Source organism: Amycolatopsis sp. NPDC045836 (genome assembly GCF_056431745.1).
Genome location: NZ_JBWKKF010000012.1, coordinates 270,439 through 295,724 on the forward strand (window position 1 = coordinate 270,439; position 25,286 = coordinate 295,724).

Sequence of the window (25,286 nt, forward strand, 5' to 3'; positions counted from 1 at the left end):
TCGGCGATGGTCAAGGGGCAAGCCCTGCGCACCCGGGTCGCGGCCATGCCGGGGGTGCACCGGTTGCGCCGCCCCGCCGGTGACGGGCGCTCGTTCGACCTGCACTACGTGCGGGCCGGGCCGCCCGGCGCCTGTCCCCTGCTGGTCCTCCCCGGCGGGCCGGGGCTGGCCTCGGTGCTGCCGTACCACCACCTGCGCCGGGGCGCCGCGGCCCGCGGGCTCGACGTGGTGATGGTGGAGCACCGGGGCGTCGGGCTGTCGCGCACCGACGACGACGGCGCCGACCTGCCGTTCTCCGCGCTGACCGTGGACCAGGTGGTCGACGACCTGGTGGCCGTGCTCGACGACTGCGGGGTGCGGCGCGCGGTGGTCTACGGCTCGTCGTACGGCAGCTACCTCGCGCAGGGGCTCGGGGTGCGGTACCCGGCCAGGGTGCAGTCGATGGTGCTCGACTCGCCGATGCTCTCGGCCGACGACGACGAGGCCCAGCGCGCCGCGTTGCGCGCGCTGTACGCCGGCGGACCGCTCGCCGACCTGATCGCCGCCGGGGTGGTGCCCGCCGAGGAGACCGGGCAGGTGCTCCAGGTGGTGCACGAGTTCGGCGGCCCGCGGCAGGTCGAGCGCCTGCTGCGGTTGATGGCCAGTGGTCGCGGTGAGCGCGTGTGGCGGTGGCTCAACGGTCTCGGCGAGTTGGAGACCACCAAGGTGAACCGGTTCGTGATGGAGTTCGACCTGGTCGGCGCGATCGCCTTCGCCGAACTCGGGTTCGCGCCGTCGCCGGACGGCCTGCCGCTCGACGTCAACCTCCACTTCGGCGACCTGGCCGCGCGGTACCCGCCGTTCCGCGGGGAGCCGTTCGACCTGAGGACCGCGCTGCGCCGGTTCCACTGGCCGGTGGCCGTGCTCTCCGGCGACCACGACCTGCGCACCCCGCGCTCGATCGCCGCCCGCATCGCTTCGCTGGCCCCGGACGGGGTGCTGGTGCCGCTGGCGGACACCGGGCACAGCACCCTGGACACGCACCGGCTGGCGGCGCTGACCGCCGCGCGGATCGTGGTCGGCGGCGGGCACCGGCGGCTGCCGGAGCTGGCGCCGAGGCTCGCCGCGCTGCCGCGCCGCGGTCCGGGCCGGGTGCTCGGGAAGGTACTCGCCGCCCGGCTCACCCTCGGCGGGCTCGGCCGATGACCTCCGTATGGTCGGCCCGTGGAGCTGCGTGAGATCGAGATCTTCCTGACGCTGGCCGAGGAACTGCACTTCGGCCGCACCGCCGAGCGGTTGCGGGTGTCGCAGGCGCGGGTCAGCCAGTCGATCAGGAAGGCGGAGCGGCAGCTCGGCGCGCCGCTGTTCGAGCGGACCAGCCGCCGGGTGGCCCTGACGCCGATCGGCGCACGGCTGCACGAGGACCTGCGCCCGGCGTACCGCCGCATCGAGGAGGGGCTGGCGCGGGCGAAGGAGGCCGGTCGCGGGGTCACCGGCGTGCTGAACCTCGGCTTCGAGGCCCCCGGCGTCGCCGACCTCATCTCGTCCACCTTGGACAAGTTCCGCCGCGGGAACCCCGGCTGCGAGGTACGCGTCCGCGAGGCCGATTTCACCGACCTGTTCGGCAAACTGCGGGACGGCGAGGTGGACGCGCTGATCACCCTGCTCCCCGCCGACGAACCCGGCGTGGTCACCGGGCCGACCGTCTACAGCGAACACATGGTGCTGGCGGTCCCGGCGCGGCACCCGTTCGCGCGCCGGGAGTTCGTCACCCTGGACGACCTCGCCCGCGACACCGTGCTGCGGGCCGCGCACCCGCCGGCCCCGTACTGGCAGGACGACCCCTGGCACACCCCGGGCGGGCACCCCGTGCGCCGCGGGGAACCGGTGGCCACCTTCCAGGAACTGCTGTCCGCGGTGGCGGCGGGCGCGGGCATCTGCCCGCTGGCCGCCCACGCCGCCGACCACTTCGCCCGGCCGTCGCTGCGCTTCGTCCCGTTCCGGCACGCACCCGAGGTGCACTGGGGCCTGGTGTGGCTCGCTTCGGGCGAAACCACCCGAATCCGGGCGCTCGCCGCGGCTTGCGGGTAAGCGCGCGAATGATGTTCACCGGGGGTGTCAACCACCGTGATTTCACAGTTTCAACGTGCGCGAAACCCACCGGCCCGGCATCCTAGACACGCCGCTGAAGCGCGCCTGAAGCCCGGCTGACCAGGTGTTCCAGCCAGGTGAGTCACCCACAAAGCCCAACCGGGGCGTTACCGGCAAAAAACCACCGGAAAGTCGGTACTTCCGGGGAATCAATTCTGCTGTAGTCGATCGGACACACTTCTCCTCCCCCTCCCCGCTTCCAGCGGTCACCGGAAGGAATGCCCGATGAAGACCAGCAGGTGGGCCAGTCTGCTCAAAAAATCCGCGATCGTCTTGGCCGGGGCCGCGACGGCGTTCGGCCTCGCCACCGCGCCGGCGGTGGCCACGCCCCCGACGCCGGACGGTGGCGTGCAGCCGACGGTGGTCGGCGGCACCAAGGCCGCGCAGGGTGAGTTCCCGTGGATGGTGCGGCTCTCCATGGGCTGCGGCGGGGCACTGTACAAGCCGAACGTGGTGCTGACCGCGGCGCACTGCGTCAGCCGGACGGGCGCCAACACCAGCATCACCGCGACGCTCGGTGTGGTGGACCTGCAGAGTTCCAGCGCCATCAAGGTGAAGTCCACCTACGTCTACCGCTCGCCCACCTACCCGACCGCCACCGGCGGTGACTGGGCCCTGATCAAGCTGGCGTCGCCGGTGAACAACATCCCGCTGCTGCCGATCGCGACGAACGCCTCATACAACAGCGGCACCTTCGACGTGGCGGGCTGGGGCGCCGCCACCCAGGGCGGGGCGCAGCAGCGGTACCTGCTGAAGGCGAAGGTCCCGTTCATCAGCGACACCCAGTGCAAGTCGGCGGGCGGCAGCTACGCGGGCCTGATCGACGCGGCCGAGATCTGCGCCGGCGTGTGGGCCACCGGCGGCATCGACACCTGCCAGGGTGACTCGGGCGGCCCGATGTTCCGGCGGGACAACAACAACGCCTGGATCCAGGTCGGCATCGTCAGCTGGGGCGAGGGTTGCGCCCTGGCGAAGAAGCCGGGCGTCTACACCGAGGTGAGCACCTTCGCCTCGGCCATCGCCACGGCGGCGAACAACCTCTAGGTTCTGCTGAGCGGGAAGTGGCTTCCGGGATTCTCGGAAGCCACTTCCTTGCTCATTCCTCTGCTTCCTCAGGTTTCGGCAGCACACCGATGAGCGAGCCCCACCACCCGGGCGGCTCACTGTTTCGGCGGGCCTACCGGCCACGGCGCGCTTCTGTCGGCGGACCTTTTGTCGCGCCGGGCCCGCTATTGCGGCGAGCCCGCTGTTTCGGCGGGCTACTGTCGCGGCGCGCTCACTGTCGCGACCAGCCCACTGTTACGGCGAACCCACTGTCGCGACTGGCCCCACGTTTCGGCGGGCCCGCTGTACCGGCGGGCCTCCTGTCCCGGTGGGCTCGCTATCGCGGCAGGCCACTGCCGCGACGGGCCCACTGCCGCGACAGGCTCGCTGTCACGGCGAGCTCACCGTCGCGACGAGCCCACCGTTACGGCGAACCCACTGTCCCGCCGGGTCCACTGCCGCGACGGGCCCGCAGCTGTGACAGGCCCACTGTCACGGCGAGCCCCACCGTCACAGCAAACCCACTGCCGCGCCGGGTCCACTGCCGCAACGGGCCCGCAGCTGTGACAGGCCCACTGTCACGGCGAGCCCCACCGTCACAGCAAACCCACTGCCGCGCCGGGTCCACTGCCGCGACGGGCCCGCAGCTGTGACAGGCCCATTGTTTCGGCGGGCCCTACCGGCGGCGGCGGAACTACTGCCGCGGCGAGGCCGCTGTCAGGCGGCACGCCGCGTCAGGTGGCACGCCGCTGTCAGGCGCGCGGCACCCAGCTGGTGGCTCGGCGGCGGAGTAGCTCAGCGGGGGGTTCCGCCGCAGCGAACGTGCGACTCGGCGGGGCGAGTGCGCGGTTCAAGGCTCGCGGGTGGGCTCGCCCGGGCGGGCCCACCCACGAGCTCAGCCTCGTTCGATCAGGTGGCCGACGACGTCCGGGCCGGGGTGGGCGGCGCCGGAGCCGTCTCGGCGCGGGTCCGGCTCGGGGAGTTCGACGGGCGAGCCGCTGCGTGACGAGCCCGCGGGGCGCGGGCCGATCCAGCCGACCACCAGACCCGTTTCGCCCTTGAGGAAGCGGTGCGCCCGCACACCCGCGGTGGCCCGGCCCTTCGCCGGGTACTCCTGGAACGGGGTCACCTTCACGCTCTGCCCGGTCGCCGTGATCACCATCGGCTCACCGTGCTCGCCGTCGTCCGTGCGCACCGCGCCGAAGAAGACCACCTGGCCACCGGCGCCGACGTTGATGCCGGCCATGCCACCGCTCTTCAACCCCTGCGGCCGCACCAGCGAAGCCGCGAACCGCAGCAGCGAAGCCTGCGACGTGAGGAACGCCAGCGTCTCCGTGCCGTCGGTCAGCCACGTGGCACCGACCACCTCGTCGCCGTCCTTGAGCGAGATCACCTCGAACTCGTCGGACCGCACCGGCCACTCCGGCGCGCACACCTTCACCACGCCGTTGCGCGTGCCGAGCGCCAGCCCCGGTGACCCGGCGGCCTGCTCACCCAGCGGCGCCACGCCGATCACCCGCTCGCCCTTCTCCAGCGGCACCAGCTCGCTCGCCGCCATGCCACCGCGCAGCGACACCGTGCCGACCTGCTCCGGCAGCACCGGCAACGGCAGCACGTCGGTCTTGAACGCCCGCCCGCGGCTGGTCACCAGCAGCACCTGCCCGCGGGCGGTGGAGTGCACCACCGCGGCGACCGCGTCGTGCCGGGCCCGGCCGTTGCGCCGCCGCCCCTCCGAAACCTCCTCCGACTCGGCCGCGGTGCGCGCCACCAGGCCGGTGGCGGACAGGATCACCTGGCACGGGTCGTCGGCCACCTCCAGCGGACCGGCCGGCTTCGACGCGGCCAGCACCTCCTTGAGGTCACCGTCGATCAACGCGGTGCGGCGCTCGCTGGAGAACTCCTTCGCGATCTTGCCCAGCTCGGTGGAGACCACCTTCTTCAGCACGGACTCGTCCTCGAGGATGCGGGTCAGTTCCGCGATCTCCTCGCGCAGCTTATCCTGCTCGGCCTCCAGCTCCAGCCGGTCGTACTTGGTCAGCCGCCGCAGCGGGGTGTCCAGGATGTAGCTCGCCTGGATTTCGGACAGCTTGAACTGCTTCATCAGGCCGTCCTTGGCCTCCTGCGCGTTCTCGCTGTTCCGGATCAGCCGGATCACCTTGTCGATGTTCAGCAGCGCCTTGAGCAGGCCCTCGACCAGGTGCAACCGCTCCTCGCGCTTGCGGCGCCGGTACCTGGTCCGCCGGGTGACCACGTCGTACCGGTGCGCCAGGAACACCTCCAGCAGCGCCTTCAGCCCGAGCGTGCGCGGCTGGCCGTCGACCAGCACCAGGTTGTTGATGCCGAACGACTGCTCCAGCGGGGTGAGCCGGTACAGGTCGGCCAGCAGCGCCTGCGGGTTCACCCCGACCTTGCACTCGATCACCAGCCGCGTGCCGTTCTCGCGGTCGGTCAGGTCCTTGACGTCGGCGATGCCGGTGAGCCGCTTGGACTTGTTGACCTCGTCGGTGATCTTCTCGATGATCCGCTCGGTGCCGACGCCGTAGGGCAGCTCGGTGACGGTGATCGCCTGGCGGCCGCGGCTGCCCTCCAGCGGGCCGGTCTCCACCTTGGCGCGCATGCGCACCACCCCGCGGCCGGTCTCGTAGGCCTTGCGCACCTCGTCCAGCCCCAGCAGCAGCCCGCCGGTGGGCAGGTCGGGGCCGGGCACGAACTCCATCAGCTTGTCCAGCGTGGCGTTCGGGTGGTTGATCAGCCAGCGCGCGGCGGTGATCACCTCGAACATGTTGTGCGGGATCATGTTCGTCGCCATTCCGACGGCGATCCCGGAGGTGCCGTTGACCAGCAGGTTCGGGTAGGCGGCGGGCAGCACCGACGGCTCGGCCAGCGAACCGTCGTAGTTGGGCCGGAAGTCGACGGTGTCCTCGCCCAGCTCACCGACCAGCAGCATGGCCTCGCGCGACATGCGGGCCTCGGTGTACCGGCTCGCCGCCGGGCCGTCGTCCGGGCTGCCGAAGTTGCCGTGCCCGTCGACCAGCGGCACGTTCATCGAGAAGTCCTGCGCCATGCGGACCATCGCGTCGTAGATCGCGGTGTCGCCGTGCGGGTGGTACTTGCCCATCACGTCGCCGACCACGCGCGAGGACTTCACGTACGCGTGCGTTGGCCGGTAGCCGTTCTCGTTCATCGAGAACAGGATCCGGCGGTGCACCGGCTTCAACCCGTCGCGCGCGTCGGGCAGGGCACGCGAGTGGATGACCGAGTAGGCGTACTCCAGGTACGAGTCCTCGATCTCGGTCTTGATCGAGTTGTCGTAGACGTTCGCGCCCGCCCGGTCGAAGGCCGACGGGTCGATCTTGGTGGTGGTTCCCTTGCGGCGAGCCATTTCTCTCCTCGTAGATCGACGCTGGCTACGCGTCGATGGCTTCCTGGTCGACCCGGTGCGAGGACTCGACGAGCCAGTTGCGGCGCGGTTCGACCTTCTCGCCCATCAGCAGTTCGAGCGCGGCTTCGGCGGCTTCGGCGTCGTCCAGGGTGATCCGGCGGACCGAGCGGGTGGCCGGGTTCATCGTGGTCTCCCACAGTTCGTCGGCGTCCATCTCGCCGAGGCCCTTGAACCGCGGCACCGGGGTGACGACCTGCTTGCCCGCCGCCTCCAGCCTGGCCACCGTGCTCTCCATCTCCCGCTGGGTGAAGGTGAAGATGGTCTCCGGGTTGCGGCCCTTGGTGACCACCTTGTGCAGCGGCGGCATCGCGGCGTAGAGCCTGCCGTCCTCGATCACCGGGCGCATGTACTTGGCGAACAGGGTGATCAGCAGGGTGCGGATGTGCGAACCGTCCACATCGGCGTCGGCCATCAGGATGACCCGGCCGTAGCGCATCGAGGACAGGTCGAAGGTGCGGCCGGTACCGGCGCCGAGCACCTGCACGATGGAGGCGATTTCGGCGTTCTTCAGCGTGTCGCCGAGACTGGCCTTCTGCACGTTGAGGATCTTGCCGCGCAACGGGAGCAGCGCCTGGTACTCGGACACCCTGGCCATTCGAGCGCTGTTGTGCACGAAGACGCCCGCTTCGAGCGCGAAGTTGTGGTAGCCGTCGACGGTGAGGTCGTAGACGTCGGCGGTCTCCTCCAGCGCTTCGACCGAGGCGACGCGGTGGTTCACCAACTCCGCGGCTTCGCGCAGCCGGGTGGGGTCGCCGCCGTGGTATTCGTCCAGGAGGCGCTGGCCGGGCCCGGAGTGGTGGGCGTCGGCCAGGTAGTGGGTGCAGACCCATTCCGGGCGGTCGTTCATCCACACGCGCTCGTACCCGTCCAGCTCGTCGCCGGCGGACTTGGCCGAGGTCGACCGGTACAGGGGCATCAGCGAAGCCCCCTCGGCCAGTGCGTCGGCCCGGCGGTACGAGCCGTCGCGGAGGCGGAACAGGTGGTCGGGGGTGCAGCGCACCGACTCGCCGTGGTCCAGGGTGACCCGGACCAGCGGCGCGTTCCGCTTGGTGAGCCGGGGCTCGACCAGCGGGGCCACCACGACGCGGCCCGCCTCGTCCGTGGTGTAGCCGAAGTGCGTGACACCCCGTTCCCAGTCCGCGGCGAGGTCGGCGAACGAGCGGCTCCGCCCGGAAGCGAGCGCCACCATGGTGTCACCGGTGAAGCAGCCGAGGGCGCTGTCGCCCTCCACGAGGAACAGTTCGGCCCGGGAGACGCCGGTGGAGCGGCAGTCGACCAGTTTCGGCGGCATCGCGGCGCCTTCGAGGGCGGTTTTGCGGCGGGCCGCGTCCTTCTGCTGCTTCTGGGTCAGCCGCACCCGTGAGGCGTCGACGATCTTCTGCAGGACCGTCTTGGCTTCGGTTTTGGTGCGGCGGTCCTCGGTCCAGGCCTTGATGTGGCGTTCCACCACTCCCTGGATCACCTTCGTGATGCCCGCGGTGGACAGTTCGTCCTTGGTCTGCGAGGTGAACTGCGGCTCCGGGATGCGCACGTGGATCACCGCGGTCATGCCCTCGAGCACGTCCTCGATGGTCGGCGGGTCCTCCTTGGGCTTGAGCAGCCCGCGCGTCTTCGCCACCGCCTCGTTGACCGCCTTCACCGCGGCCCGGTCGAACCCGCGCCGGTGGGTGCCGCCGTGCACGTTGCGGATGGTGTTGGTGAAGCACTCCACCGTGCGCTCGTAACCGGTGCCCCAGCGCAGCGCCACCTCCACCTCGGCGCGGCGCTCCACTTTGGACTGCATCACGCCGTTCTCGTCGGCGGCGTTCTCGCGGTAGGTGCCCTCACCGGTGATCAGCAGCGTGCCGGACACCGGCTTTTCGCTGTCCGGGGCCAGGAATTCCACCATGTCGCGCAGGCCGTCCGGGAAGTGGAAGGTCTCCTCGCTGATCGAGTCGTCCACCGCGGTGCGCAGCACGTAGGTCACACCCGGCACCAGGAACGCGGTGTTGCGCAGCTTCATCCGCACGGCCTGGGTGTCCAGCGCGGCGCCGTTCTCGAAGTAGCGCGAGTCGTACCAGTAGCGGATCGAGGTGCCGGTGCGCTCACCGCGCTTCATCCTGCCGACCACCTGCAGGCCGGAGCGCGGGGTGAACTTGGCCTTCGGCCCCGGCCCGTCGAAGGCGCCCGGTTTCCCGTGCGAGAACGACATGTGGTGCACCTTGCCGTCCTGCTTGACGGTCACGTCGAACCGGTGCGAGAGCGCGTTCACCGCGGAGGCGCCGACCCCGTGCAGGCCGCCGGAGGTCTTGTAGCCGGACCCGCCGAACTTGCCGCCCGCGTGCAGCCGGGTGAGCACCAGCTCGACCCCGGACAGCCCGGACTTGGCGTGCACGCCGGTGGGGATGCCGCGGCCGTCGTCGTCGACCTGGACGCTGCCGTCGGCGTGCAGGGTGACCACGATCTTCGTGGCGTGCCCGGCCACGCCCTCGTCGGTGGAGTTGTCCACCACCTCGGAGAGCAGGTGGTTGATGCCCCGGCTGTCGGTGGACCCGATGTACATGCCGGGCCGCTTCCGGACCGCTTCCAGACCTTCCAGGTGGGTGAGGTCGTTCGCCCCGTACAGGGACTCGGCAGAAGCAGTCACGAGGTCGTTCTCCCAGCTCACGGCGTGCGAGGCACGCCTGATCTCGACATGCGGGGCGGCACGCGGCGGCGACTCGCCCCACTCGAGACTAGCGGGCACCCCCGACCATATGTTCGGTCACGGGGTGCCCGCGCGTCAGTTCCGGGGAAACCGGCCTCACCCGCGCACGGCGCGATGGTACTGCGCGAGCACCTCCCAGCGGGTGATCGCGCGGTCGAGGAACATCAGGCTGTCGAACCCGCAGTCGCAGGGGTTGGCCTCCCGGTTGTCCTGGGGGAAGCTGCCGCCGATCTTGAGGCCGCGGGGGTCGGTCGGTGAGCTGTGGTGCGGGCCGGGGCCGTCGAGCTGCCAGGGGTCACCGGGGGTGACGTAGAACCCCGGCAGCGGCCTGCCGTTGCGGTAGAGCGCCAGCTCACCGGTGCCGAAGTCGAAGGTCGCGGCCAGGAAGACCCACTCGTCCGGGGGCAGGATGCGCCGCCAGTCCTCCTTCGCGGCGAAGGTCTGTGACGCTCCGCTGTCGAGTCGTCGCCCGAGGGCGACCACCTTCAGTTCGCCGTTCACCTGGATCAGTTCGAGCAGGGCCCGCACACCGTGCCCGTCGGATGTGCCGGAGAGCACACCGGCGAGGCCGACGGCGTTGTAGAAGTCCCCCGGGCCGGGGGTGCCGGAGTTGGGTGCCGGGTTGGCCGCCGACGCGCGGAACCAGCCCATCACCGTGGTCTGGCTCACCGCGTTGAACGCCCGCAGGCTGGGCACCCCGGTCGGTGCGTAGACCCCGGCCTTCCAGTCGTCGTTGCCCGCGGTGTCCGGGGCGACCTGCTTGGTGGTCAGGTGCGTCGCGCTGGCCGGGTGCGCACCACCCGCGGTGCGCATCAGCGCGCCGCCGTTGACCAGGTCCAGCGTGGTGCCGGAGAAGCCCCGGTCCTGCTCGCGTGCCGGATCGCCGGGCACGGGGTGCTCGAAGTCGTAGAACGCCACGAGGTCCGGCTGGAGCGACGGCAGCACGTACTCGCCGGCCGCCGACGCGGGCGTGGTCAGCGACACACCGCCGAGCACCACCAGCGCGCCCGCCACCCACCGCCTAGACATGCTTCACCCCGGTGATCCGCCAGATCTTGCCGTTGGCCTTGGCCAGGACGAACAGCTCGGCCGAGCCGTCCACCCCGAAGCGCAGGTCGATCCGGTCGTCCCCGGCGAAGTCGGCCATCGTCTTCTCGTTGCCCGCGGTGTCGAACAGCCGCAGCTGGTGCATGGTGGCCGGTTTCTTGCCGCCGTGCCGCATCTCGCCCGATTCGGTGTACCAGACGCGCCCGTCCACCAGGTCGCCGAACAGGTACTTGCCCTGCAGGAACGGGATGGCCGCGCCCCGGTAGACGAAGCCGCCCGCCACCGCGTGCCCGCTGTCGGCCCCGCACGGCAGGCCCGGCGGCGGGTCGTGGTCGTAGGCGGCGACGGGGTAGGTGTAGCGGTACTTCGCGTCGTCGGCGGGCAGCGGGTAGAGGTTGCACTTATCGGACCGCTTGAACACGAACGGGCCTTCGCGTTCGCCCCAGCCGAGGTTGTCCCCGGCCCGCACGTCGTAGATGGACTCGATCTCGTGCTCGCCGATGCTGCCGACGTAGAGCCGGTTGCGGCCGCCGGTGTCGAAGCTGAACCGGTGCGGGTCGCGGAAGCCGTAGGCGTAGATCTCGCCGAGCGCACCGGGCCGGCCGGCGAACGGGTTCGACGCCGGGATGCCGTACTCGCCGTTCTGGCTGTTGGTGCCGCGGGGGTCGATGCGCAGGACCTTGCCCTGCGGCACGGCGAGGTTCTGCGGGTCGTCGCTGCTCACGCCGCGTCCGCCGTCGCCGACGGCCAGGTAGAGCAGGCCGTGGTCCTCGTCCCCCGGCTTCGCCGCCGGGTTGAAGCCGATCTGCTGGATGGCGTGGATGTAGCTCATGAAGCCGATCCGCAGCATTTCCCGTCTGGTGCCGGAGAAAACCGGGGCGGCCGGGTCGTCGGCGGTCCACTCGGTGACCACGCTGTGGATGATCGTCTTCGGCTGCGGCCAGAGGTCCGGCGGTTTGTTCACCAGCGCGGCGTCGGCCTCGGTGTGCGTGGTGTAGAAGCGGCCGTTCTCGGCGAACCCCGGGTCGAAGGCGACGAAGCCGAAGCCGCTCCCGAGACCGCGGTGCGACCAGAAGTCCGGCTCGAAGGTGGCGCCGACGTCCAGGTAGACGTGCGGGACGCCGTCTTCGAGCAGGTACATCGGCCCGTTGAGGTCCGGCACGTAGAGCCGCCCGGAACCGTCTGGCACCTCGCCGACGTAGTTGATCCGCGCGTGGCGCTTCATCCGGTCGTCGGGGGTGGGCGGCACCGGCTCGGTCTTCGGCATCTGGACCAGTTCTTCGAGGACCAGGCCGAAGTCGGCCGGTGCCGGGTCCTCCGGGAACGGGTCGGTGATCGGTTCGTCGGCCACGGCGGGTGCGGGCGGCACCGCCAGCAGCAGCACCGCGCACGCGGTGAGCAACCAGCGCGCCGGTCGGGACCTTCCGCTCATCAGCTACCTCCCACGACGTCGTGAAAGCGCTTTCAAAGGCTCGCGGGAGCTGACACTACCCAGCGGGAGGCGCTCCGGGCAAGGAACCGGCCAGGAGCTGTCCGATTGCGGACAGGTCTACTTAGGACCGTCAGCCAGCGCTTCGTCCCAACCGGACCCGGCGGTCAGGCGCACCCGCCACTGCCGCACGGACTTGGCGCGGCGCACGCCGAGCACCCCGCTCAGCCGGGTGCCCTTGCGGTACAACGCGACGAACTCGCCGTCGGCGATCGCGCCCTCGACCACCCTGATCTCGTCGGCCCCGCGCAGCAGGCCGAAGGCGACGAGCTTGGTGTCGTACTGGTCGGACCAGAAGTAGGGCACCGGGGTGAAGGGTTCCTCGGCCTGGCCGAGCAGCGCCTTGGCCACGTACAGACCCTGTTCGGTGGCGTTCGTGCGGTGCTCCAGCCGGACCCGGGCCCCGGCGCCCTCGTGGAACCACGACGCGACGTCACCGGCGGCGTACACACCGGGCGCGGCCGCGCACCGGGCGTCGCACTGGATCCCGTCACCGAGGGCGAGTCCGGAACCGGTCAGCCAGCCGGTGGCCGGTACCGAGCCGATGGCCACCACGGCCAGGTCGCAGGGCAGTTCGGTGCCGTCGTCGAGCACCACGGCCTCGACCGCACCGGCGTTGGCCTTGAAGTCGCGCACCATCGCGCCGGGACCGGTGCGCAGGTGCACGCCGTGCTCGCGGTGCAGCCCGGCGATGAATCCGCCGACCTCGGCACCGACGGCGAGGCCGAGCGGCACGGGTTCCGGTTCGACCAGCCACACCTCGGCACCCAGCGCGCGTGCGGCGGCGGCGATCTCGGTGCCGAGGAAGCCGGCGCCGATCACCACCAGTCGCGATCCGGGGGTCAGGTCGGCACGCAGCGCGAGCGCGTCGTCCAGGGTGCGCAGCGTGCGCAGGCCACGCAGCCCCTCGGTACCGGGCAGCGGACGCGGGCTGACACCGGTGGCCAGCACCAGCTGCTCGTACGGCAACTCGGTGCCGTCGGCCAGCACCACCCGCCGGACGGCGGGGTCCAGCGCGGCCGCGGGGGTGCCCAGGCGCAGGTCCAGCCCGAGTTCGGTGGCCTTGTCCGGTCGGCACAGCCGGATCCGGTCGGTCTCCCACGCCCCGGTGAGCACCTGCTTGGACAGCGGCGGCCGGTCGTACGGCAGCTCCGGTTCCGCGCCCACCAGGGTCAGCGGGCCCTCGTAGCCGTTGCGGCGGAGTCCTTCGGCGGTGGCGAGGCCGGCCGCCGAAGCGCCGACAACGACAACGCTCACTCGGTGACTTCGATCGTGGCGGTGGGGCAGACCGACGCCGCTTCGCGCACCGCCTGGTGGTGCTCGGGGCCCGGTGCCTCGTTGAGCACCACGACCAGGCCCTCGTCGTCGTCCTGGTCGAACACGTCCGGTGCGGCGAGCACGCACTGACCCGCGCCACAGCAGCGGTCGCGGTCGATCGTGATCTTCATCGGCGCCTCCTGTTCTCGTGGTGCCGGACCATTGTCCCCGTCCCGGGGTCGAGACTTCCCCAGAGTCCGGCTCGACTCCCACGCTATCGCGATTCGGGGTGGCCCGGGGTGGGCACCGCGGGCGGCGCCCACCCCGGGCTCCACGGGCGGGCCCCCGCCCGGCCGTGGAGTCTGCGCAGGAAGCCGAGCACCCCGGCGGCCCCGCAGGCCCAGCCGCCACCGCCGCCGGGCAGCAGCGGTGCCCCGTATTCGCCACCCGAGCGCAGCAGGACCAGTTCGGCGACGCGGGTGGCGGCGGCCCAGAACTCCTCGTCCCCGGTGGCCAGCGCGACGTCGACGAGGGTGTCGCCGATGCCCGCGAGGCCGTGGCACTGGGACACCGACGGCACGCGTGGCGCCGCGCCGAGGCAGGCCCGCGCACCCTCCTTGGCCAGGTCGGTGTACCCCGGGTCGCCGTAGGCCCTGGCGGCGGCCAGCAGCGGCGGGACGAGTCCGGCCAGGCCACGCCACCAGTCGGCGGCGTGCGCGGGGGTGGTGCGGCGGCGCAGCACCGGCGTCCGCTCGGCCACCTCGGCCCGCAGCCGCTCGAACAGCCCGGCGGCGGCGGCGCCGGTGGCGGGATCACCGGTGGCGCGGTGGTGCGCGAGCAGGAACGCGGCGATCCCGGCGTGCCCGCGGGCGTAACCACACCCGGTGCCGCTGCCGGTCAGGAGGCGACGGGCGCATTCGTCGGCGACGGTGAAGTTGTCCGAGTGCTCGGCCACCGACTGCATCAGCAGGTGCCCGGTGCCGATGCCGGCCACGCCGTGCACGTAGTCGGCGGCTTCGGTGGCCGCGAGGTCGAGCACCGGCTGGGACAGGCCGGCGGTGGCCAGGAACAACGCCGTGCCGGTGCGGCCGGAGAACAGCCCGTTCGGCGGCGCCGCCGGTGGCGGGCGCTCGGCGGTCCGGCGGGCCAGCTCCCGTGCCGCCGCCACGCCACCGGGGTGGTGCAGCAGTTCCATGCCGAGTCCGGCGGTGCCGCGGTAGACGTTCGTGGCCACCGGTTCGCCGTCCAGCAGCCGTTCGGCGTGGCGGACGCATTCCGCCACGGTGGACTCGATCGCCGAGGCGAGCAGGTCCGGGGTGAGCACCGGGTCACCGGATCGCTTGGGGGCACGGCGGCGCCTGCCCGCGCGGACGTCGGCGACCGCGGCGGCGCGTTCCGCCGGGTCGAGGCTGAGCAGCCGCGGCACCAGCCCGCCCGCTTCGACCCGGTGGTAGGCCAGCAGCGTGCGCTCGAGGTTGCGCCGCGGATCGGGGTCGGCGGTGACCGGGTCCAGTCCGGTGGCGGCGAAGCACAGGGTGGCGCCGAGGGAGAAGTAGTCGTCCTCCGGCACGGCCGCGCGGTCGGCGCACTGGCCGGGCACGCTGTACCCGGGGGTCCAGCCGGGCAGCTGGTAACCGTCGTACCGGCTGATGCCGAAGTCGACCAGGGTCCAGCCGCGGTCGCCGAGCACGAGGTTCTTCGGCGAGAGGTCGCGGACGACCACCCCGCGCGCGTGCACCCGGTCGAGCAGGGCGACCAGCTGGGCCGCCAGCGGGCCGATGCGCCACACCGGTCCCGCGTCGGCGAGGGTCCGGGTGCCCGCGTCGGCGGTGACGAGGTATTCGTCCTCGTCGACGCGGAAGTGGTCGACCAGGTCCGGCACCCCGTCGACGCCGGCGAGCGCCTGCAGCACCCGGCGTTCGTTGCGCAGCTGCCAGCGCAGGTCGATGCCCTCGTCGTTCTCCCCGACGAAAGCACGAGCGCGCTTGACCACCACGGGGTCACCGGAGACCCCCAGCGCCCGGTAGACGTCGCCGTGCGGTCCGGAAACCACGCGGTAGCGGCCGATCCGGCCGGTTTCGGCCGGTTCGCCCGCCGGGAACGGGTCGCGGGCCCACGGCGGGCAGCCGGCCCGTTCCGGCACCACCTCCCCGCCGGGGCCGAGCACCACCGGTTCGAACTCGCCGTACTCGTCCGCGCGGAACTGCGGGGCGAACGCGCCGAACCGGTAGTACACCGGGGCGTCCGGGCGGAACCGGCGGGCACCGGTCACCTCCGGCGCGGCCAGGCCGGTGAGCGCGGTGGCCAGCTCGCCCGCCAGGCGCACGGCCACCTCGTCCTCGGCGTGCACGGTCAGCGCGTGCCCGGTGGCCGGGTCACCGGCGTTCAGCTCGCGCAGCACCCCGGCCGAGCGCACCACGGAGAACTCGCAGTCGGCGGCGAGCAGCACCGGCAGCACCAGTTCCAGGGTCTGGCCGAGGGTGACCGGGCGGGCCGAGACGTGGATCTTCCAGCCCTGCGCCGGAAGCCGCGTGCCCGGCCCGCCCACCGCCGCCCGGTCGCCGCGCACCGTGATCCGTCGGCCGCCGGCGATCCGCCCGAGCCGGTCGAGTACTTCGTCTGTCATGCGGTGCGCCGACCCCCTTCCCCGGAATTCCCGCACACCGGGCCTGCCGTGGCCAGGCGCCGAACGGTCCAACCACCACTTGACGAATAACACCGGGGACCCGCGCGGTCACCGGGAACCGGTCGGGCCGACGTGGCGGAGTGCCCGCAGCACCACCACGACGAGCACCAGCGCCAGGCCCGCGCTGACCGTCGCCGCGGCCTGGAAGGCGTCGGTGAAGGCGGACCTGGCCGCGTCGAGCAGGGTGGCCGCTTCCCCCGGCGGGAGCGTGGCGGCCGTGGCGGTGGCGCTGCCGATGGTGGCTTCCGCGCCGGCGGCGGGGAACTCACCGCGGTAGACGGCCACGGCCACGCTCCCGGTCACCGCGATGCCCAGCGCCAGGCCGAGGTCGTAGGCGGTCTGGCCGGTGGCCGCCGCCGCACCGGCCTTCTCCGGCGGGGCGGCGCCGACCGCGAGCGCGGTGCCGAGCACGGTGATCGGCGCGATGCCGAACATCACCACGGTGAGCCCGAGCGCCGCGGTGACCACCCCGGACGCCACCGCCATCCAGGCCAGCCCGAGCAACGCCGTGCCGAGACCCGCCGCGATCACGAAGGCGGGGCGGATCCGCGCGGCGAGCACCGGGGTCAGCTGCGAACCCGCGATCAGCCCGGCGGCACCGGGCAGCAACCACAAGGCGGTGGCCAGCGGCGACAGCCCGGTGACGAACTGCAGGTACTGCGGCACCAGGTATTCCACGCCGTTGAGCGCCATCAGCCCGAGCAGCAGCACCACCAGCGTGGCGGCGAAGGTGCGGTCGGTGAACAACCGCAGGTCCAGCAGCGGCGCCGCGGACCGCCGCTGCCGCCGGGCGAAGAGCACCCCGGCCCCGGCCCCGATCCCGGCCGCCACCAGCACGCTCCACTGCGGACCGTGCTCGGCGAGCCGCTTGACGCCGTAGACCACCGGCAGCACGGCGGCCAGGAACAACACCACGCTCAGCGGGTCGAGCCGCCCGGCGGCGGGATCGCGGTACTCCGGCAGCAGCACCGGAGCCGCGACGAGGGCGAGCACCATGACCGGCACGCCCATCAGGAACACCGAGCCCCACCAGAAGTGCGCCAGCAGCACCCCGCCGGCCACCGGGCCGAGCGCCACCCCGGCCGAGAGCGCGGTGACCCACATGGCGATCGCCGTCGCCCGCTGCCGCTGGTCCGCGAACATGTGGCTGATCAGCGACAACGTCGACGGCAGCACCGCCGCGCCCGCCACCCCGAGCACCGCGCGGGCGGCGATCAGCACCTCCGGCGAGTTCGCGTAGGCGGCCACCAGCGAAGCCGCGATGAACCCCGCCGAGCCGGCCAGCAGCAGCCTGCGGCGGCCGAGCCGGTCGCCGAGCGTGCCCATGACCACCAGGAAACCGGCGGTCAGGAAGCCGTAGACGTCGGTGATCCAGAGCAGTTGCCCGCCGCTCGGGCGGAGATCGGCGGTCAGGTGCGGGGTGGCCAGCCACAGCACGCCGAGGTCCGCCGTCATCAGCGCGACCGGGAGCAGCAGCAGGGCCAGCCCGGCCCACTGCCGCGCCCCGGCCTTCCGGGCCGCGGTATCCACAGTAGACACGGTCATCTCAGCCGAGCCCCGAACCACCGCTGGCGTCGACCACCTGGCCGGTGACCCACCGGCTCTCCTCGGCGGCGAGGAAACCGACCACCTCGGCGACGTCGCCGGGCTGGCCGACGCGGTCGAACACGGAGAACCGGGCCGCCGCGGCCTTCGCCGCCGGATCGGCCATCCACGGGTGGATGTCGGTCTCGATGGTGCCGGGGGCCACCGCGTTGACGGTGATGCCGCGGGCACCGAGGTCCTTGGCGAGGGTGAAGGTGAGCACCTCCAGCGCGCCCTTCGTGGCCGCGTAGGCGGTCATCGAGGGAAAGGCGACCTTGGTGACGCCGGACGAGACGGTCACGATGCGACCGCCGTCGCGCAGCCGGTCCAGGCCGTGCTGGATGATGAAGAACGGGGCCTTCACGTTGACCGCGAACACCCGGTCGTAGCTCGCCTCGTCCACCTCGTGGATGCGGCCGCCGGCGGCGATCCCGGCGTTGAGCACCAGGACGTCGACCCCCCGGTCCGCGGCGAACTCCCCGATCCGCTCGTCGAAGGCGGCCCACAACGCCTCGGCGTCACCGGGCACGCCCAGTTCGGCGCGCAGCGTGAACGCCACCCCGCCGTCTTCCTCGATCAGCGCGACGGTCTGCTTCGCCGCCGCCTCGTCGCTGCCGTAGTGCACGGCGACCACCGCGCCGTCGCGGGCGAGCCGCCGCGCGACGGCCCGGCCGATCCCCCTGCTGCCGCCGGTGACCAGTGCGGTCTTGACCATGTTCGTCTCCCGTTCTCGTCGGACGGGATCGAGCCTGCGTGGCGGCCGTGTCGGAACCGTGTCGGTTAGCGTGTCGGCGTGCGCTTCGGAGTGCTGGGCCCGCTGGCGGTGTGGACGGACGGCGGGGAGCCGGTGCCGGTTCCCGAGGCGAAGGTGCGGGCGCTGCTGGCCCTGCTGCTCGTCCACCGGGGACGGGTCGTGCCGCGGGACACCGTGCTGGACGAGCTGTGGGGCGAGCGCCTTCCGGCCGACCCCGGGGGCGCGCTGCGGATCAAGGTTTCCCGGCTGCGGCAGGCGCTGGCGGCGGCCGAGCCGGGGGCGAAGGACCTGATCGTCTCCCGGCCGCCGGGTTACCTGCTGCGGGCGGAGTCGGTCGACGCCGAGCGGTTCCGCGCCCTGCACGCCCGCGCCCGCGGCACCGCGGACCTCCGTGCGCGGGCGGAACTGCTGGAGGAGGCGCTCGGGTTGTGGCGCGGGCCCGCCTTCGCCGATTTCGACGAACCGTTCGCCGGAGCGGTGATCGCCGAACTCACCGAAGCCCGCCTGCTGGCCGTCGAGGACCACGTCGAAGTACGGCTGGACCTCGGTGAACCGGTGCTCGGTGAGCTGGCCGGGCTGGTGGCCGAGCACCCGTTGCGGCAGCGGCTGCGGGCGTTGCAGATGCGGGCGCTGCACCGCGCCGGACGGCAGAGCGAGGCCCTGGACGCCTACACCGGCCTGCGTGCCCGCCTCGCCGAAGAGCTCGGTCTCGATCCCGCTCCCGAACTGGCCGAGTTGCACCAGGCGATCCTGCGGCAGGACCGGCTGCTGTCGGTGACGCCCGATCCGCTGCCCGCGCCGCTGACCGAACTGGTCGGGCGGGAGCGGGCGGTGGCCGAGGTGGGTGCGCTGCTGTCGGCGTCGCGGCTGGTCACGCTCACCGGGCCGGGCGGGGTCGGCAAAACCCGGCTCGCGGTGGAGGTGGCCCGGCGGCAGGCGTTCCCGGACGGGGTGTGGCTGGTCGAGCTGGCGGGCGCCACCGAGGTCGCCGAGGCCACCTCGGCCGCCCTGGGGCTCACCGACCTGCCACCGGTCTCCGGCGAGCCGGTCGACCCGGCGGGCAGGCTGGCCACCGCGCTGCGGGGCAAACGCTTGCTCCTGGTGTTCGACAACTGCGAGCAGCTCATCGGCGAGGTGGCCGGGCTGACCACCCGGCTGCTGCGGGCGGCGCCCGGCCTCCGGGTGCTGACCACCACGCGGGAACCACTGGACGTCTCCGGGGAGCGGCTGTGGCCGGTGCCGCCGCTCGACGAGGACGCCGCCGTGCGGTTGTTCACCGCCCGCGCCCCCGGGTTCACGCTGACCGGGGACAACGCGCCGGCGGTCCGCCGCATCTGCCGTCGGCTGGACGGCCTCCCGCTGGCGCTGGAACTGGCGGCGGCCCGGGTGCGGGCGCTCGGGGTGGCCGAGCTGGCGGCGCGGCTGGACGACCGGTTCCGGCTGCTGACCACCGGCCGCCGGGACGCACCCGCCCGGCAGCAGACGTTGCGGGCGGTGATCGACTGGAGCTGGGAGCTGCTGTCCGAGCCGGAACGCGCGGTGCTGCGACGGCTGGCGGTGTTCGCGGACGGCGGCACGCTGGAGGCCGCCGAAGCCGTCTGCGGTGAGCCCGGGCTCGACGTGCTGGACCCGCTCGCGCGGCTGGTCGACCGGTCGCTGGTCGTGGTGGCCGAGACGGCGACCGGGGTGCGGTACCGGTTGCTGGAGACGGTCAAGGCGTACGGGCTGGAGCGGCTGGCCGAGGCCGGTGAGGACGCCCGGGAGCGGCACCGGCGATACTACACCGACCTGGCCGCGCGAGCCGAGCCGCACCTGCGCGGGCACGGGCAACGGCACTGGCTCGAAGTGCTCGACGCGGAAACGGCGAACCTGCGGGCCGCGCTGGACACCGCGGGCGACCGGGACCCGGCCCTGCCGGTTTCCCTTGCCTGGTACTGGTTCCTGCGTGGCAGGCTGACCGAAGCGGTGCGGGCCTTCGAGCACACCGCGGCCACCGAGGAGGTTGCGGCCTGGCTGGCGGGGTTCCGGTTGCTGCTGGGGCACGCCGTCGAATTCGACGAGTGCACCGGAGACGCCCGGCTGCGCTGGTTCCTCGCCTACGCCCACCGGGGGTTCGGCGACCTGCCGACCACGGCGAAGCTGACCGACCAGGCGCTCGCCGACCTCCGCGCCGCCCGCGACCGGTGGGGCACGGCGGCGGCGCTGAGCCTGCGCGCCACCCTGCACCGGGCCCACGGCGAGCTGGCCGAAGCCGCGCGGGACGCCGAAGCCGCCGACGCGCTGTTCCGGGAGCTCGGTGATCGCTGGGGCACGCTGAAGGCGACCAACAGCCTGGCCGAACTGGCCGAGATCGCCGGTGACTACCCGAGGGCGAAGCGCTTGCACCAGGAGGGCCTCCGCCGGGCGGAGGAACTCCGGCTGCTCGACGAGGCCAGCTTCCGGTTGTCCGGCCTCGGCCGGATCGCGTTGCTGGAACGGGATTTCCCGCGGGCGGCGGACTACCACCGGCGCGCGCTGCGGCTGGCCGTGCGGCAGTCCAACGTGGTCGCCGAGGAGTTCGCCGAGATCGGGCTCGCGCTCGGCGCCCGGCGGCAGGGGCGGCTGGACACCGCCGAACGGCACCTGCGCCGGTGGGTCGACTGGCTGCGCCGGGTCGACGGGGAACCGGGGCTCGCGCTGGTGCTGGCCGAACTCGGGTTCATCGCCGAGCAACGCGGTGACGCGGCCGCCGCGCTGGCCCGGCACACCGACGGCCTGGCCGCCGCCCGGCGCATCGGCGACCCGCGGGCGGTCGCGCTCGCGTGGGAGGGCCTGGCCGGCGCCGCGGTGCTCAACGGCGACCACGCCGGAGCCCGGCGGCTGCTCACCGACGCCGCTGCCCTGCGTGCATCGGTCGGGGCGCCGCTGCCCGCGGCGGAACGGATGGACGTCGACCGGATCGAGGCCGCGCTCAGCGGGTGATGTGCCAGAGGATGGCGTTGTGCGCGTGGTGGGCCTTGTCGGCACCGCGGAACTCGACCTCGTGCACGGTGGCGCCCGCGGTCACCGCGATCGAGCTGGTGCTGAAGAAACCACCGGTCCAGCTCTTGTTCGACACCACGGCGACGCTGGTGATCTTCGAGTACGGCAGCGAGACGAGCGCGGTCTTCTTGCCGACGAACGACTTGTCCTGCACGATCACCCGCCGGTCGGTGATGCCGATGAACCCGGTGCCCGCCCCGATGGCGTCGTAGACCGCGATCACCTGCTCCCCCTCCAGCAGCCCGCTGACGATCTGCTCGTACTGCCCCCGCTTGTCGAACACCGGCTTGCCCACGGCGATCCCCCTCCTCGGCTCGACTTTCACCGTACCGTCGGGCGGGTGGACCGCGCCGCCATCAATTCGCTGATCGTCTCCGGTTCGTTCGGGGAACTCCGGGAGCACGCCTACGCCGGCGACACCGACGCGGCGATCTGGCTCGAACGGCTGGGCCGTGTGCTCGGCTGGGACGGCGAACTGCCCGCCCTTGAGGCGGCGGGCAATCCGTACGCGGTGAAACAGCTGGCCACGCGCCGGGCGCTCGACGGCGACCTGTCCGGCATCCGAGCCGCGGCCGACCGCGGTGAGGACTACCCGGAGTACCTGCTCGCGAACGAGCTGCTGAAGCGCGCCGCCATCGACGAGCTGCGAGAGCGCGCGGACTCGGGCTTTCGGCAGGCCGCCGTGGCCCTGCCCCGGCTGCTCCTCTCCCTCGGCAGGCTCGCTGAACTGCGTGACCGCGCCGACGCCGGCGATCGCCAGAGCCTGTTCGCCTACGCCCGGCACCTGCTGGACAGCGGCGACGTCGCCGAGCTCGAGCGCCGCACCCGCGCGGGTTCGGTGACGATGGCCGAGCACCTGGCGGACCACCACGAGCGGAACGGCGAGCCGGACCGGGCGATCGAGGTGCTGTCGCGGTTCGACCACCCCCGCGTCAACCGGCTGCTCGCCGCACGGGGACGGCTCGGCGAACTGCGTGCCCGCGTGCCCACCAGCCGCGAAGCGCAACGGCTGCTCGTCGAGCAGCTGGCCCGGCGGGAGGACCTGGCCGGGTTGCGGGAGTTCGCCGCCGCCGGGGACGCCAGAGCGAAGCGCGAGCTGATCGATCTGCTGGGCAAGCGGGGGCTCACCGGCGAACTGCGGCCGTACGCCGAAGCGGGTGAGCCGTGGGCGGAGGTCCACTTCGTCGGCACCTTCTTCCGCCGGGGTGACGAGCAGGCCCTGCGGGCGCTGGCGGCCGAAGGGTGGAGCCGCGCCGACGCCATGCTGGTCCGGTTGTTCCGCGAGCAGGAGCGGGACGAGGACCTGCGGCGCTACGCCGAATCGGGGTCCGAGGCGGCCCGTCGCGAGCTGGACCTGCGCGCCCGGCGGGCCACCGCCGAGCCGGAACCGGACCTCGGCACGCTCCGCGCCAGGGTGGCGGCGGGCGACGAGGGCGCGGTCCCCGACTTCCTCAACCGGCTCCGGCTGGCCGGTCACGAGGAAGAACTGCTCGCGCACGCCGAGGCCGGGCGCGCCAGGGCTTGGGCGTACTACCTGTGGTTGCTGGCCGCTCAGGACCGCGACGACGACCTCCGTCCGCTGGCCGCCGCCGGGCGCGACGGCGCGGCCCGGCACCTCGCCGAAGTGCTCGCGCGCAAGGGCCTGGTCCGTGAGCTGGCCGATCGCGCCCGAGCCGGGGACACCGACGCGGGGTGGGCGTTGCTCGGTGTGCTCGACCCGCCCGATCCGGAGGACGAGGACCGGCCCGACTGGTAGCTCCGGGTGTGGTCCAATCACGACATGTCGCCGAAGCCCCGCCCCTGCCCCTGCGGAACGGGTGAGCCCTACGCCGCCTGCTGCGGCCGCCTCCACCGCGGCGAGGCCACCGCCGCCACCGCCGAGCAGCTGATGCGGTCGCGGTTCAGCGCCTTCGCCGTGGCGGACGCGGACTACCTCCTGCGCACCTGGCACCCGGACACCCGGCCGCCGTCGATCGAGTTCGACCCCGGGCAGCGGTGGACCTCGCTGGAGATCGTCGGCCGCACCGGCGGCGGGCTGCTGCACCGCGAGGGCACCGTGGAATTCGTGGCGCGGTACCGGTTCCGCGGGCAGGACGGGGAACTCCGGGAGAACAGCCGTTTCCTCCGCGAAGGCGGCCAATGGCAGTACCTGGCCGCACTCGGCCCCGGATAAACGCGAAAAGAATTCGTCACTACCTCTTCGGGTGAAACACCCCGGCTCGCCCCATGGATTTCCGGTCAGCGGCAATACCGTAAAAATCGGACATCCACGGTGTGGGACGGGAGGCGGACATGTCGTCGAGCACGGCACCGGAGAACGCGGCGGGCAGCGCGGCGCCGGAGGAGGACGACGGCGTCAAGGACTTCCGCCTGCGCTGGACGCTGACCGGCCCGCACGGCGGCAGCGTGGAGTTCGAGATCTCCGGCCTGCTCAGCCTCTACAACGACAACCACAGCTACCTCATCGACGGCAGGCTGCGCATCGTCGGCGGCCACGCCTACTACCGCGAAATAGGTAATCCGCGGATGTTCGTCCGCCGCAACGGCGGGGAGGCCAGCGGCAGGCAATGGGGCTGGGATCTGATCAGCCAGAAACGCACCTGCGAAAAGCTGTGCACGATGGAAACGTATTTCCAGCGCATCGGTTATTGGGCGCCTGCCGACCGCAGCCTCATCCTGTCCATCGGGGCGGAGCAGGGCTGGTCCAAGCGCACCCGGTTCAGCCCGCCGGTGGAGATCCGGATGTGCTGAAGCAAGATCGAAGAAGACTCCGCGTCACCGGCGGTGCACCATGGGTGGGTGCACGCGGTTGGGGTCGGGAGTGGGTGGCTTCGGGGCGTGCTCCGCTGTGCTCCGGGTGCGTTGAGGCCAACATCGGCTGGAGCCCGTTGGAGGAGGCCGGCCAGATGACCATGAGCGCCAGACTGCGGTCCGGGATCCGGGTGATCGAGCACTGGGCGGCCGAGGCCTGCCAGGCGGAGCGGAACGCGCTGTACACCGCGCTGTTCACCGTGCTCGACGGCTCGGTCTTTCGCACCTACGAGATCATCGACGACGACGAGCGGGCCGAGGAGTTCTACGTCCGGGTCCGGCCGAAGCTGGTGCTCAAGATCAGGCTGCACCACTTCGACTCGTTCGGCGTGGTGTTCATCGGCACGCCGGAAGAGGCCGGGCTGCCCGACTCGCCGCCGGCGGCACCGCCCGCCGCGGCCTAGCCCGGAACGGCCCCCTTGACAATAGGCCGAATGGCCCAGTCGGGCCTGGTCCGGGATGAGGATTTCACATTCCCGCGTGACGGCCAATCACATCGATAACCGACTCCTTGACAGCCCACTGACCATGTGAAACTCTCTGTTTCGGTTGATAAATGGGGCGTTCTTCGCCGGGAATTGCGAGGAGTAATCGAAATGGAATCACCGGAAAACCCCGAATTTCCCGGCCTCGATGTTTCGGGCCGCGTGCGTGCGCGTGACATTCAAATGGCGGGCGTGGCCGACGTCGCCCGCCGGGTGCTGATGATCACCGGCGCCATCGACACCACCGACCACGACGTCTCGGTCACGGTCAACCTGCCGGAGCCGGGCCGCTGGCAGATCATCAAGTCCGAGACCAACCTGACCGACAAGACCTGGGTGGCCATGCAGGTCACCACCGACGAGGACTCCACCATCGTCAACGACGCCGACACCATGCTGATGTCGCGCCAGTTCTCGAAGACCTTCATGACCCCGGACCAGCGGCGGGTCACCTTCTACGACGGTGAGGTCCGGCCCGGCGAAGCCGTGCTGAAGGTGTACACGTTGGAGACCAGCGGCACGAACCCCGCCTACGCGTACTCCCGCTACAGCCCGATCGCCACCGACAGCGCCGAGAAGTCGGCCGAGACGCTCGACGGCCTGATCACCAACGGCATGCCGCAGCGCCAGGTCGTCGAGCTGATCGTGCCCGTGACCATCGTCGGGTGACGAGTGTCGACCGTCTTCGTCCCGGAGCCCCACCTCCTGGACTCCCCTCGCGGCCGTGACTGGCCGCTGACCGCCGCTCTCGGTGGTGGGGGGGGGGGGGGGGGGGGGGGCCCCCCCCCCCCCCCCCCCGCGCCCGTCAGCCGGCGATGCCGAGGAGGACCACGGCGATGAGGGTCACCGC

At 72.3% G+C, this 25,286-nt stretch carries 19 protein-coding genes; 9 read left to right on the forward strand and 10 right to left on the reverse strand.

Features of this window, described 5'->3' with window-relative positions; translation table 11 throughout:
• Positions 1-6: 6 nt before the first annotated feature.
• The 3 genes from AC07EG_RS24040 to AC07EG_RS24050 all read left to right on the forward strand — a co-directional run bounded on the left by AC07EG_RS24040 (position 7) and on the right by AC07EG_RS24050 (position 3,174).
• A complete protein-coding gene (locus tag AC07EG_RS24040; protein ID WP_478255410.1) occupies positions 7-1,185 on the forward strand; it encodes an alpha/beta hydrolase in 1,179 nt (392 codons plus the stop codon).
• An 18-nt stretch (positions 1,186-1,203) separates the two neighbouring features.
• Entirely contained in the window at positions 1,204-2,070 is an 867-nt protein-coding gene (locus AC07EG_RS24045; RefSeq protein WP_478255411.1) for a LysR family transcriptional regulator, read from the forward strand.
• A 285-nt stretch (positions 2,071-2,355) separates the two neighbouring features.
• Positions 2,356-3,174, forward strand: a complete 819-nt coding sequence (locus AC07EG_RS24050; protein WP_478255412.1) for a S1 family peptidase — start codon at positions 2,356-2,358, stop codon at positions 3,172-3,174.
• Positions 3,175-4,069: 895 nt separating this feature from the next.
• Here the strand turns inward: AC07EG_RS24050 and AC07EG_RS24055 are convergent.
• From AC07EG_RS24055 to AC07EG_RS24095, 9 genes are all read right to left on the reverse strand, one after another.
• The gene (locus AC07EG_RS24055) at positions 4,070-6,556 is read right to left on the reverse strand and encodes a DNA gyrase/topoisomerase IV subunit A (protein ID WP_478255413.1); all 2,487 of its coding nucleotides are present in this window, start codon (positions 6,554-6,556) and stop codon (positions 4,070-4,072) included.
• Positions 6,557-6,581: 25 nt separating this feature from the next.
• The gene (locus tag AC07EG_RS24060) at positions 6,582-9,242 is read right to left on the reverse strand and encodes an ATP-binding protein (protein WP_478255414.1); all 2,661 of its coding nucleotides are present in this window, start codon (positions 9,240-9,242) and stop codon (positions 6,582-6,584) included.
• A gap of 156 nt (positions 9,243-9,398) precedes the next feature.
• Positions 9,399-10,331, reverse strand: coding sequence for a LamG-like jellyroll fold domain-containing protein (locus AC07EG_RS24065; RefSeq protein ID WP_478255415.1), 933 nt, complete (start codon positions 10,329-10,331; stop codon positions 9,399-9,401).
• Positions 10,324-11,781 (reverse strand): PQQ-dependent sugar dehydrogenase, encoded by a 1,458-nt coding sequence (locus tag AC07EG_RS24070; RefSeq protein ID WP_478255416.1) that lies wholly within the window; start codon positions 11,779-11,781, stop codon positions 10,324-10,326. Before AC07EG_RS24070 ends, AC07EG_RS24065 begins: the two co-directional genes overlap by 8 nt.
• A gap of 117 nt (positions 11,782-11,898) precedes the next feature.
• Positions 11,899-13,095 carry an NAD(P)/FAD-dependent oxidoreductase gene (locus AC07EG_RS24075; RefSeq protein ID WP_478255417.1) on the reverse strand — a complete coding sequence of 399 codons (1,197 nt, stop codon included), beginning with the start codon at positions 13,093-13,095 and terminating at the stop codon, positions 11,899-11,901.
• Positions 13,092-13,286 carry a ferredoxin gene (locus AC07EG_RS24080; RefSeq protein WP_478255418.1) on the reverse strand — a complete coding sequence of 65 codons (195 nt, stop codon included), beginning with the start codon at positions 13,284-13,286 and terminating at the stop codon, positions 13,092-13,094. The genes AC07EG_RS24075 and AC07EG_RS24080 overlap by 4 nt, the downstream gene beginning before the upstream one ends.
• Positions 13,287-13,369: 83 nt before the next feature.
• Entirely contained in the window at positions 13,370-15,721 is a 2,352-nt protein-coding gene (locus AC07EG_RS24085; RefSeq protein WP_478255419.1) for a class III lanthionine synthetase LanKC N-terminal domain-containing protein, read from the reverse strand.
• A 108-nt stretch (positions 15,722-15,829) separates the two neighbouring features.
• Positions 15,830-17,326 (reverse strand): MFS transporter, encoded by a 1,497-nt coding sequence (locus tag AC07EG_RS24090; protein WP_478255420.1) that lies wholly within the window; start codon positions 17,324-17,326, stop codon positions 15,830-15,832.
• 1 nt (position 17,327) lies between these two features.
• A complete protein-coding gene (locus AC07EG_RS24095) occupies positions 17,328-18,080 on the reverse strand; it encodes an SDR family oxidoreductase (RefSeq protein ID WP_478255421.1) in 753 nt (250 codons plus the stop codon).
• Positions 18,081-18,158: 78 nt separating this feature from the next.
• On the opposite strand from AC07EG_RS24095, the gene AC07EG_RS24100 reads away from it, so the two are divergent.
• Positions 18,159-21,080 (forward strand): AfsR/SARP family transcriptional regulator, encoded by a 2,922-nt coding sequence (locus AC07EG_RS24100; RefSeq protein WP_478255422.1) that lies wholly within the window; start codon positions 18,159-18,161, stop codon positions 21,078-21,080.
• On the opposite strand, the gene AC07EG_RS24105 is transcribed toward AC07EG_RS24100, so the two are convergent.
• Positions 21,070-21,435, reverse strand: coding sequence for a PH domain-containing protein (locus AC07EG_RS24105; protein WP_478255423.1), 366 nt, complete (start codon positions 21,433-21,435; stop codon positions 21,070-21,072). The genes AC07EG_RS24100 and AC07EG_RS24105 overlap by 11 nt on opposite strands.
• Positions 21,436-21,480: 45 nt before the next feature.
• Between AC07EG_RS24105 and AC07EG_RS24110 the strand changes: the two genes are divergently transcribed.
• The 5 genes from AC07EG_RS24110 (at position 21,481) to AC07EG_RS24130 (ending at position 25,105) form a co-directional block, all read left to right on the forward strand.
• Positions 21,481-22,896 (forward strand): hypothetical protein, encoded by a 1,416-nt coding sequence (locus AC07EG_RS24110; RefSeq protein ID WP_478255424.1) that lies wholly within the window; start codon positions 21,481-21,483, stop codon positions 22,894-22,896.
• A gap of 24 nt (positions 22,897-22,920) precedes the next feature.
• On the forward strand, positions 22,921-23,313 hold the full coding sequence (locus tag AC07EG_RS24115) for a YchJ family protein (protein WP_478255425.1): 393 nt from the start codon (positions 22,921-22,923) through the stop codon (positions 23,311-23,313).
• A gap of 119 nt (positions 23,314-23,432) precedes the next feature.
• Positions 23,433-23,891: a hypothetical protein gene (locus AC07EG_RS24120; protein ID WP_478255426.1), complete on the forward strand. Its 459-nt coding sequence runs from the start codon at positions 23,433-23,435 to the stop codon at positions 23,889-23,891.
• A 155-nt stretch (positions 23,892-24,046) separates the two neighbouring features.
• A complete protein-coding gene (locus tag AC07EG_RS24125) occupies positions 24,047-24,355 on the forward strand; it encodes a DUF6235 family protein (RefSeq protein WP_478255427.1) in 309 nt (102 codons plus the stop codon).
• 264 nt (positions 24,356-24,619) lie between these two features.
• The gene (locus AC07EG_RS24130) at positions 24,620-25,105 is read left to right on the forward strand and encodes a DUF6423 family protein (protein WP_478255447.1); all 486 of its coding nucleotides are present in this window, start codon (positions 24,620-24,622) and stop codon (positions 25,103-25,105) included.
• Positions 25,106-25,286 lie beyond the last annotated feature (181 nt).

Coding starts and splice junctions, on each gene's coding strand:
- AC07EG_RS24050 (WP_478255412.1), top strand. CDS start 2,356: ATGAAGACCAGCAGGTGGGCCAGTCTGCTCAAAAAATCCGCGATCGTC.
- AC07EG_RS24120 (WP_478255426.1), top strand. CDS start 23,433: ATGTCGTCGAGCACGGCACCGGAGAACGCGGCGGGCAGCGCGGCGCCG.
- AC07EG_RS24115 (WP_478255425.1), top strand. CDS start 22,921: ATGTCGCCGAAGCCCCGCCCCTGCCCCTGCGGAACGGGTGAGCCCTAC.
- AC07EG_RS24080 (WP_478255418.1), bottom strand. CDS start 13,286: ATGAAGATCACGATCGACCGCGACCGCTGCTGTGGCGCGGGTCAGTGC.
- AC07EG_RS24040 (WP_478255410.1), top strand. CDS start 7: ATGGTCAAGGGGCAAGCCCTGCGCACCCGGGTCGCGGCCATGCCGGGG.
- AC07EG_RS24095 (WP_478255421.1), bottom strand. CDS start 18,080: ATGGTCAAGACCGCACTGGTCACCGGCGGCAGCAGGGGGATCGGCCGG.
- AC07EG_RS24090 (WP_478255420.1), bottom strand. CDS start 17,326: ATGACCGTGTCTACTGTGGATACCGCGGCCCGGAAGGCCGGGGCGCGG.
- AC07EG_RS24065 (WP_478255415.1), bottom strand. CDS start 10,331: ATGTCTAGGCGGTGGGTGGCGGGCGCGCTGGTGGTGCTCGGCGGTGTG.
- AC07EG_RS24070 (WP_478255416.1), bottom strand. CDS start 11,781: ATGAGCGGAAGGTCCCGACCGGCGCGCTGGTTGCTCACCGCGTGCGCG.
- AC07EG_RS24055 (WP_478255413.1), bottom strand. CDS start 6,556: ATGGCTCGCCGCAAGGGAACCACCACCAAGATCGACCCGTCGGCCTTC.
- AC07EG_RS24085 (WP_478255419.1), bottom strand. CDS start 15,721: ATGACAGACGAAGTACTCGACCGGCTCGGGCGGATCGCCGGCGGCCGA.
- AC07EG_RS24130 (WP_478255447.1), top strand. CDS start 24,620: ATGGCGGGCGTGGCCGACGTCGCCCGCCGGGTGCTGATGATCACCGGC.
- AC07EG_RS24125 (WP_478255427.1), top strand. CDS start 24,047: ATGACCATGAGCGCCAGACTGCGGTCCGGGATCCGGGTGATCGAGCAC.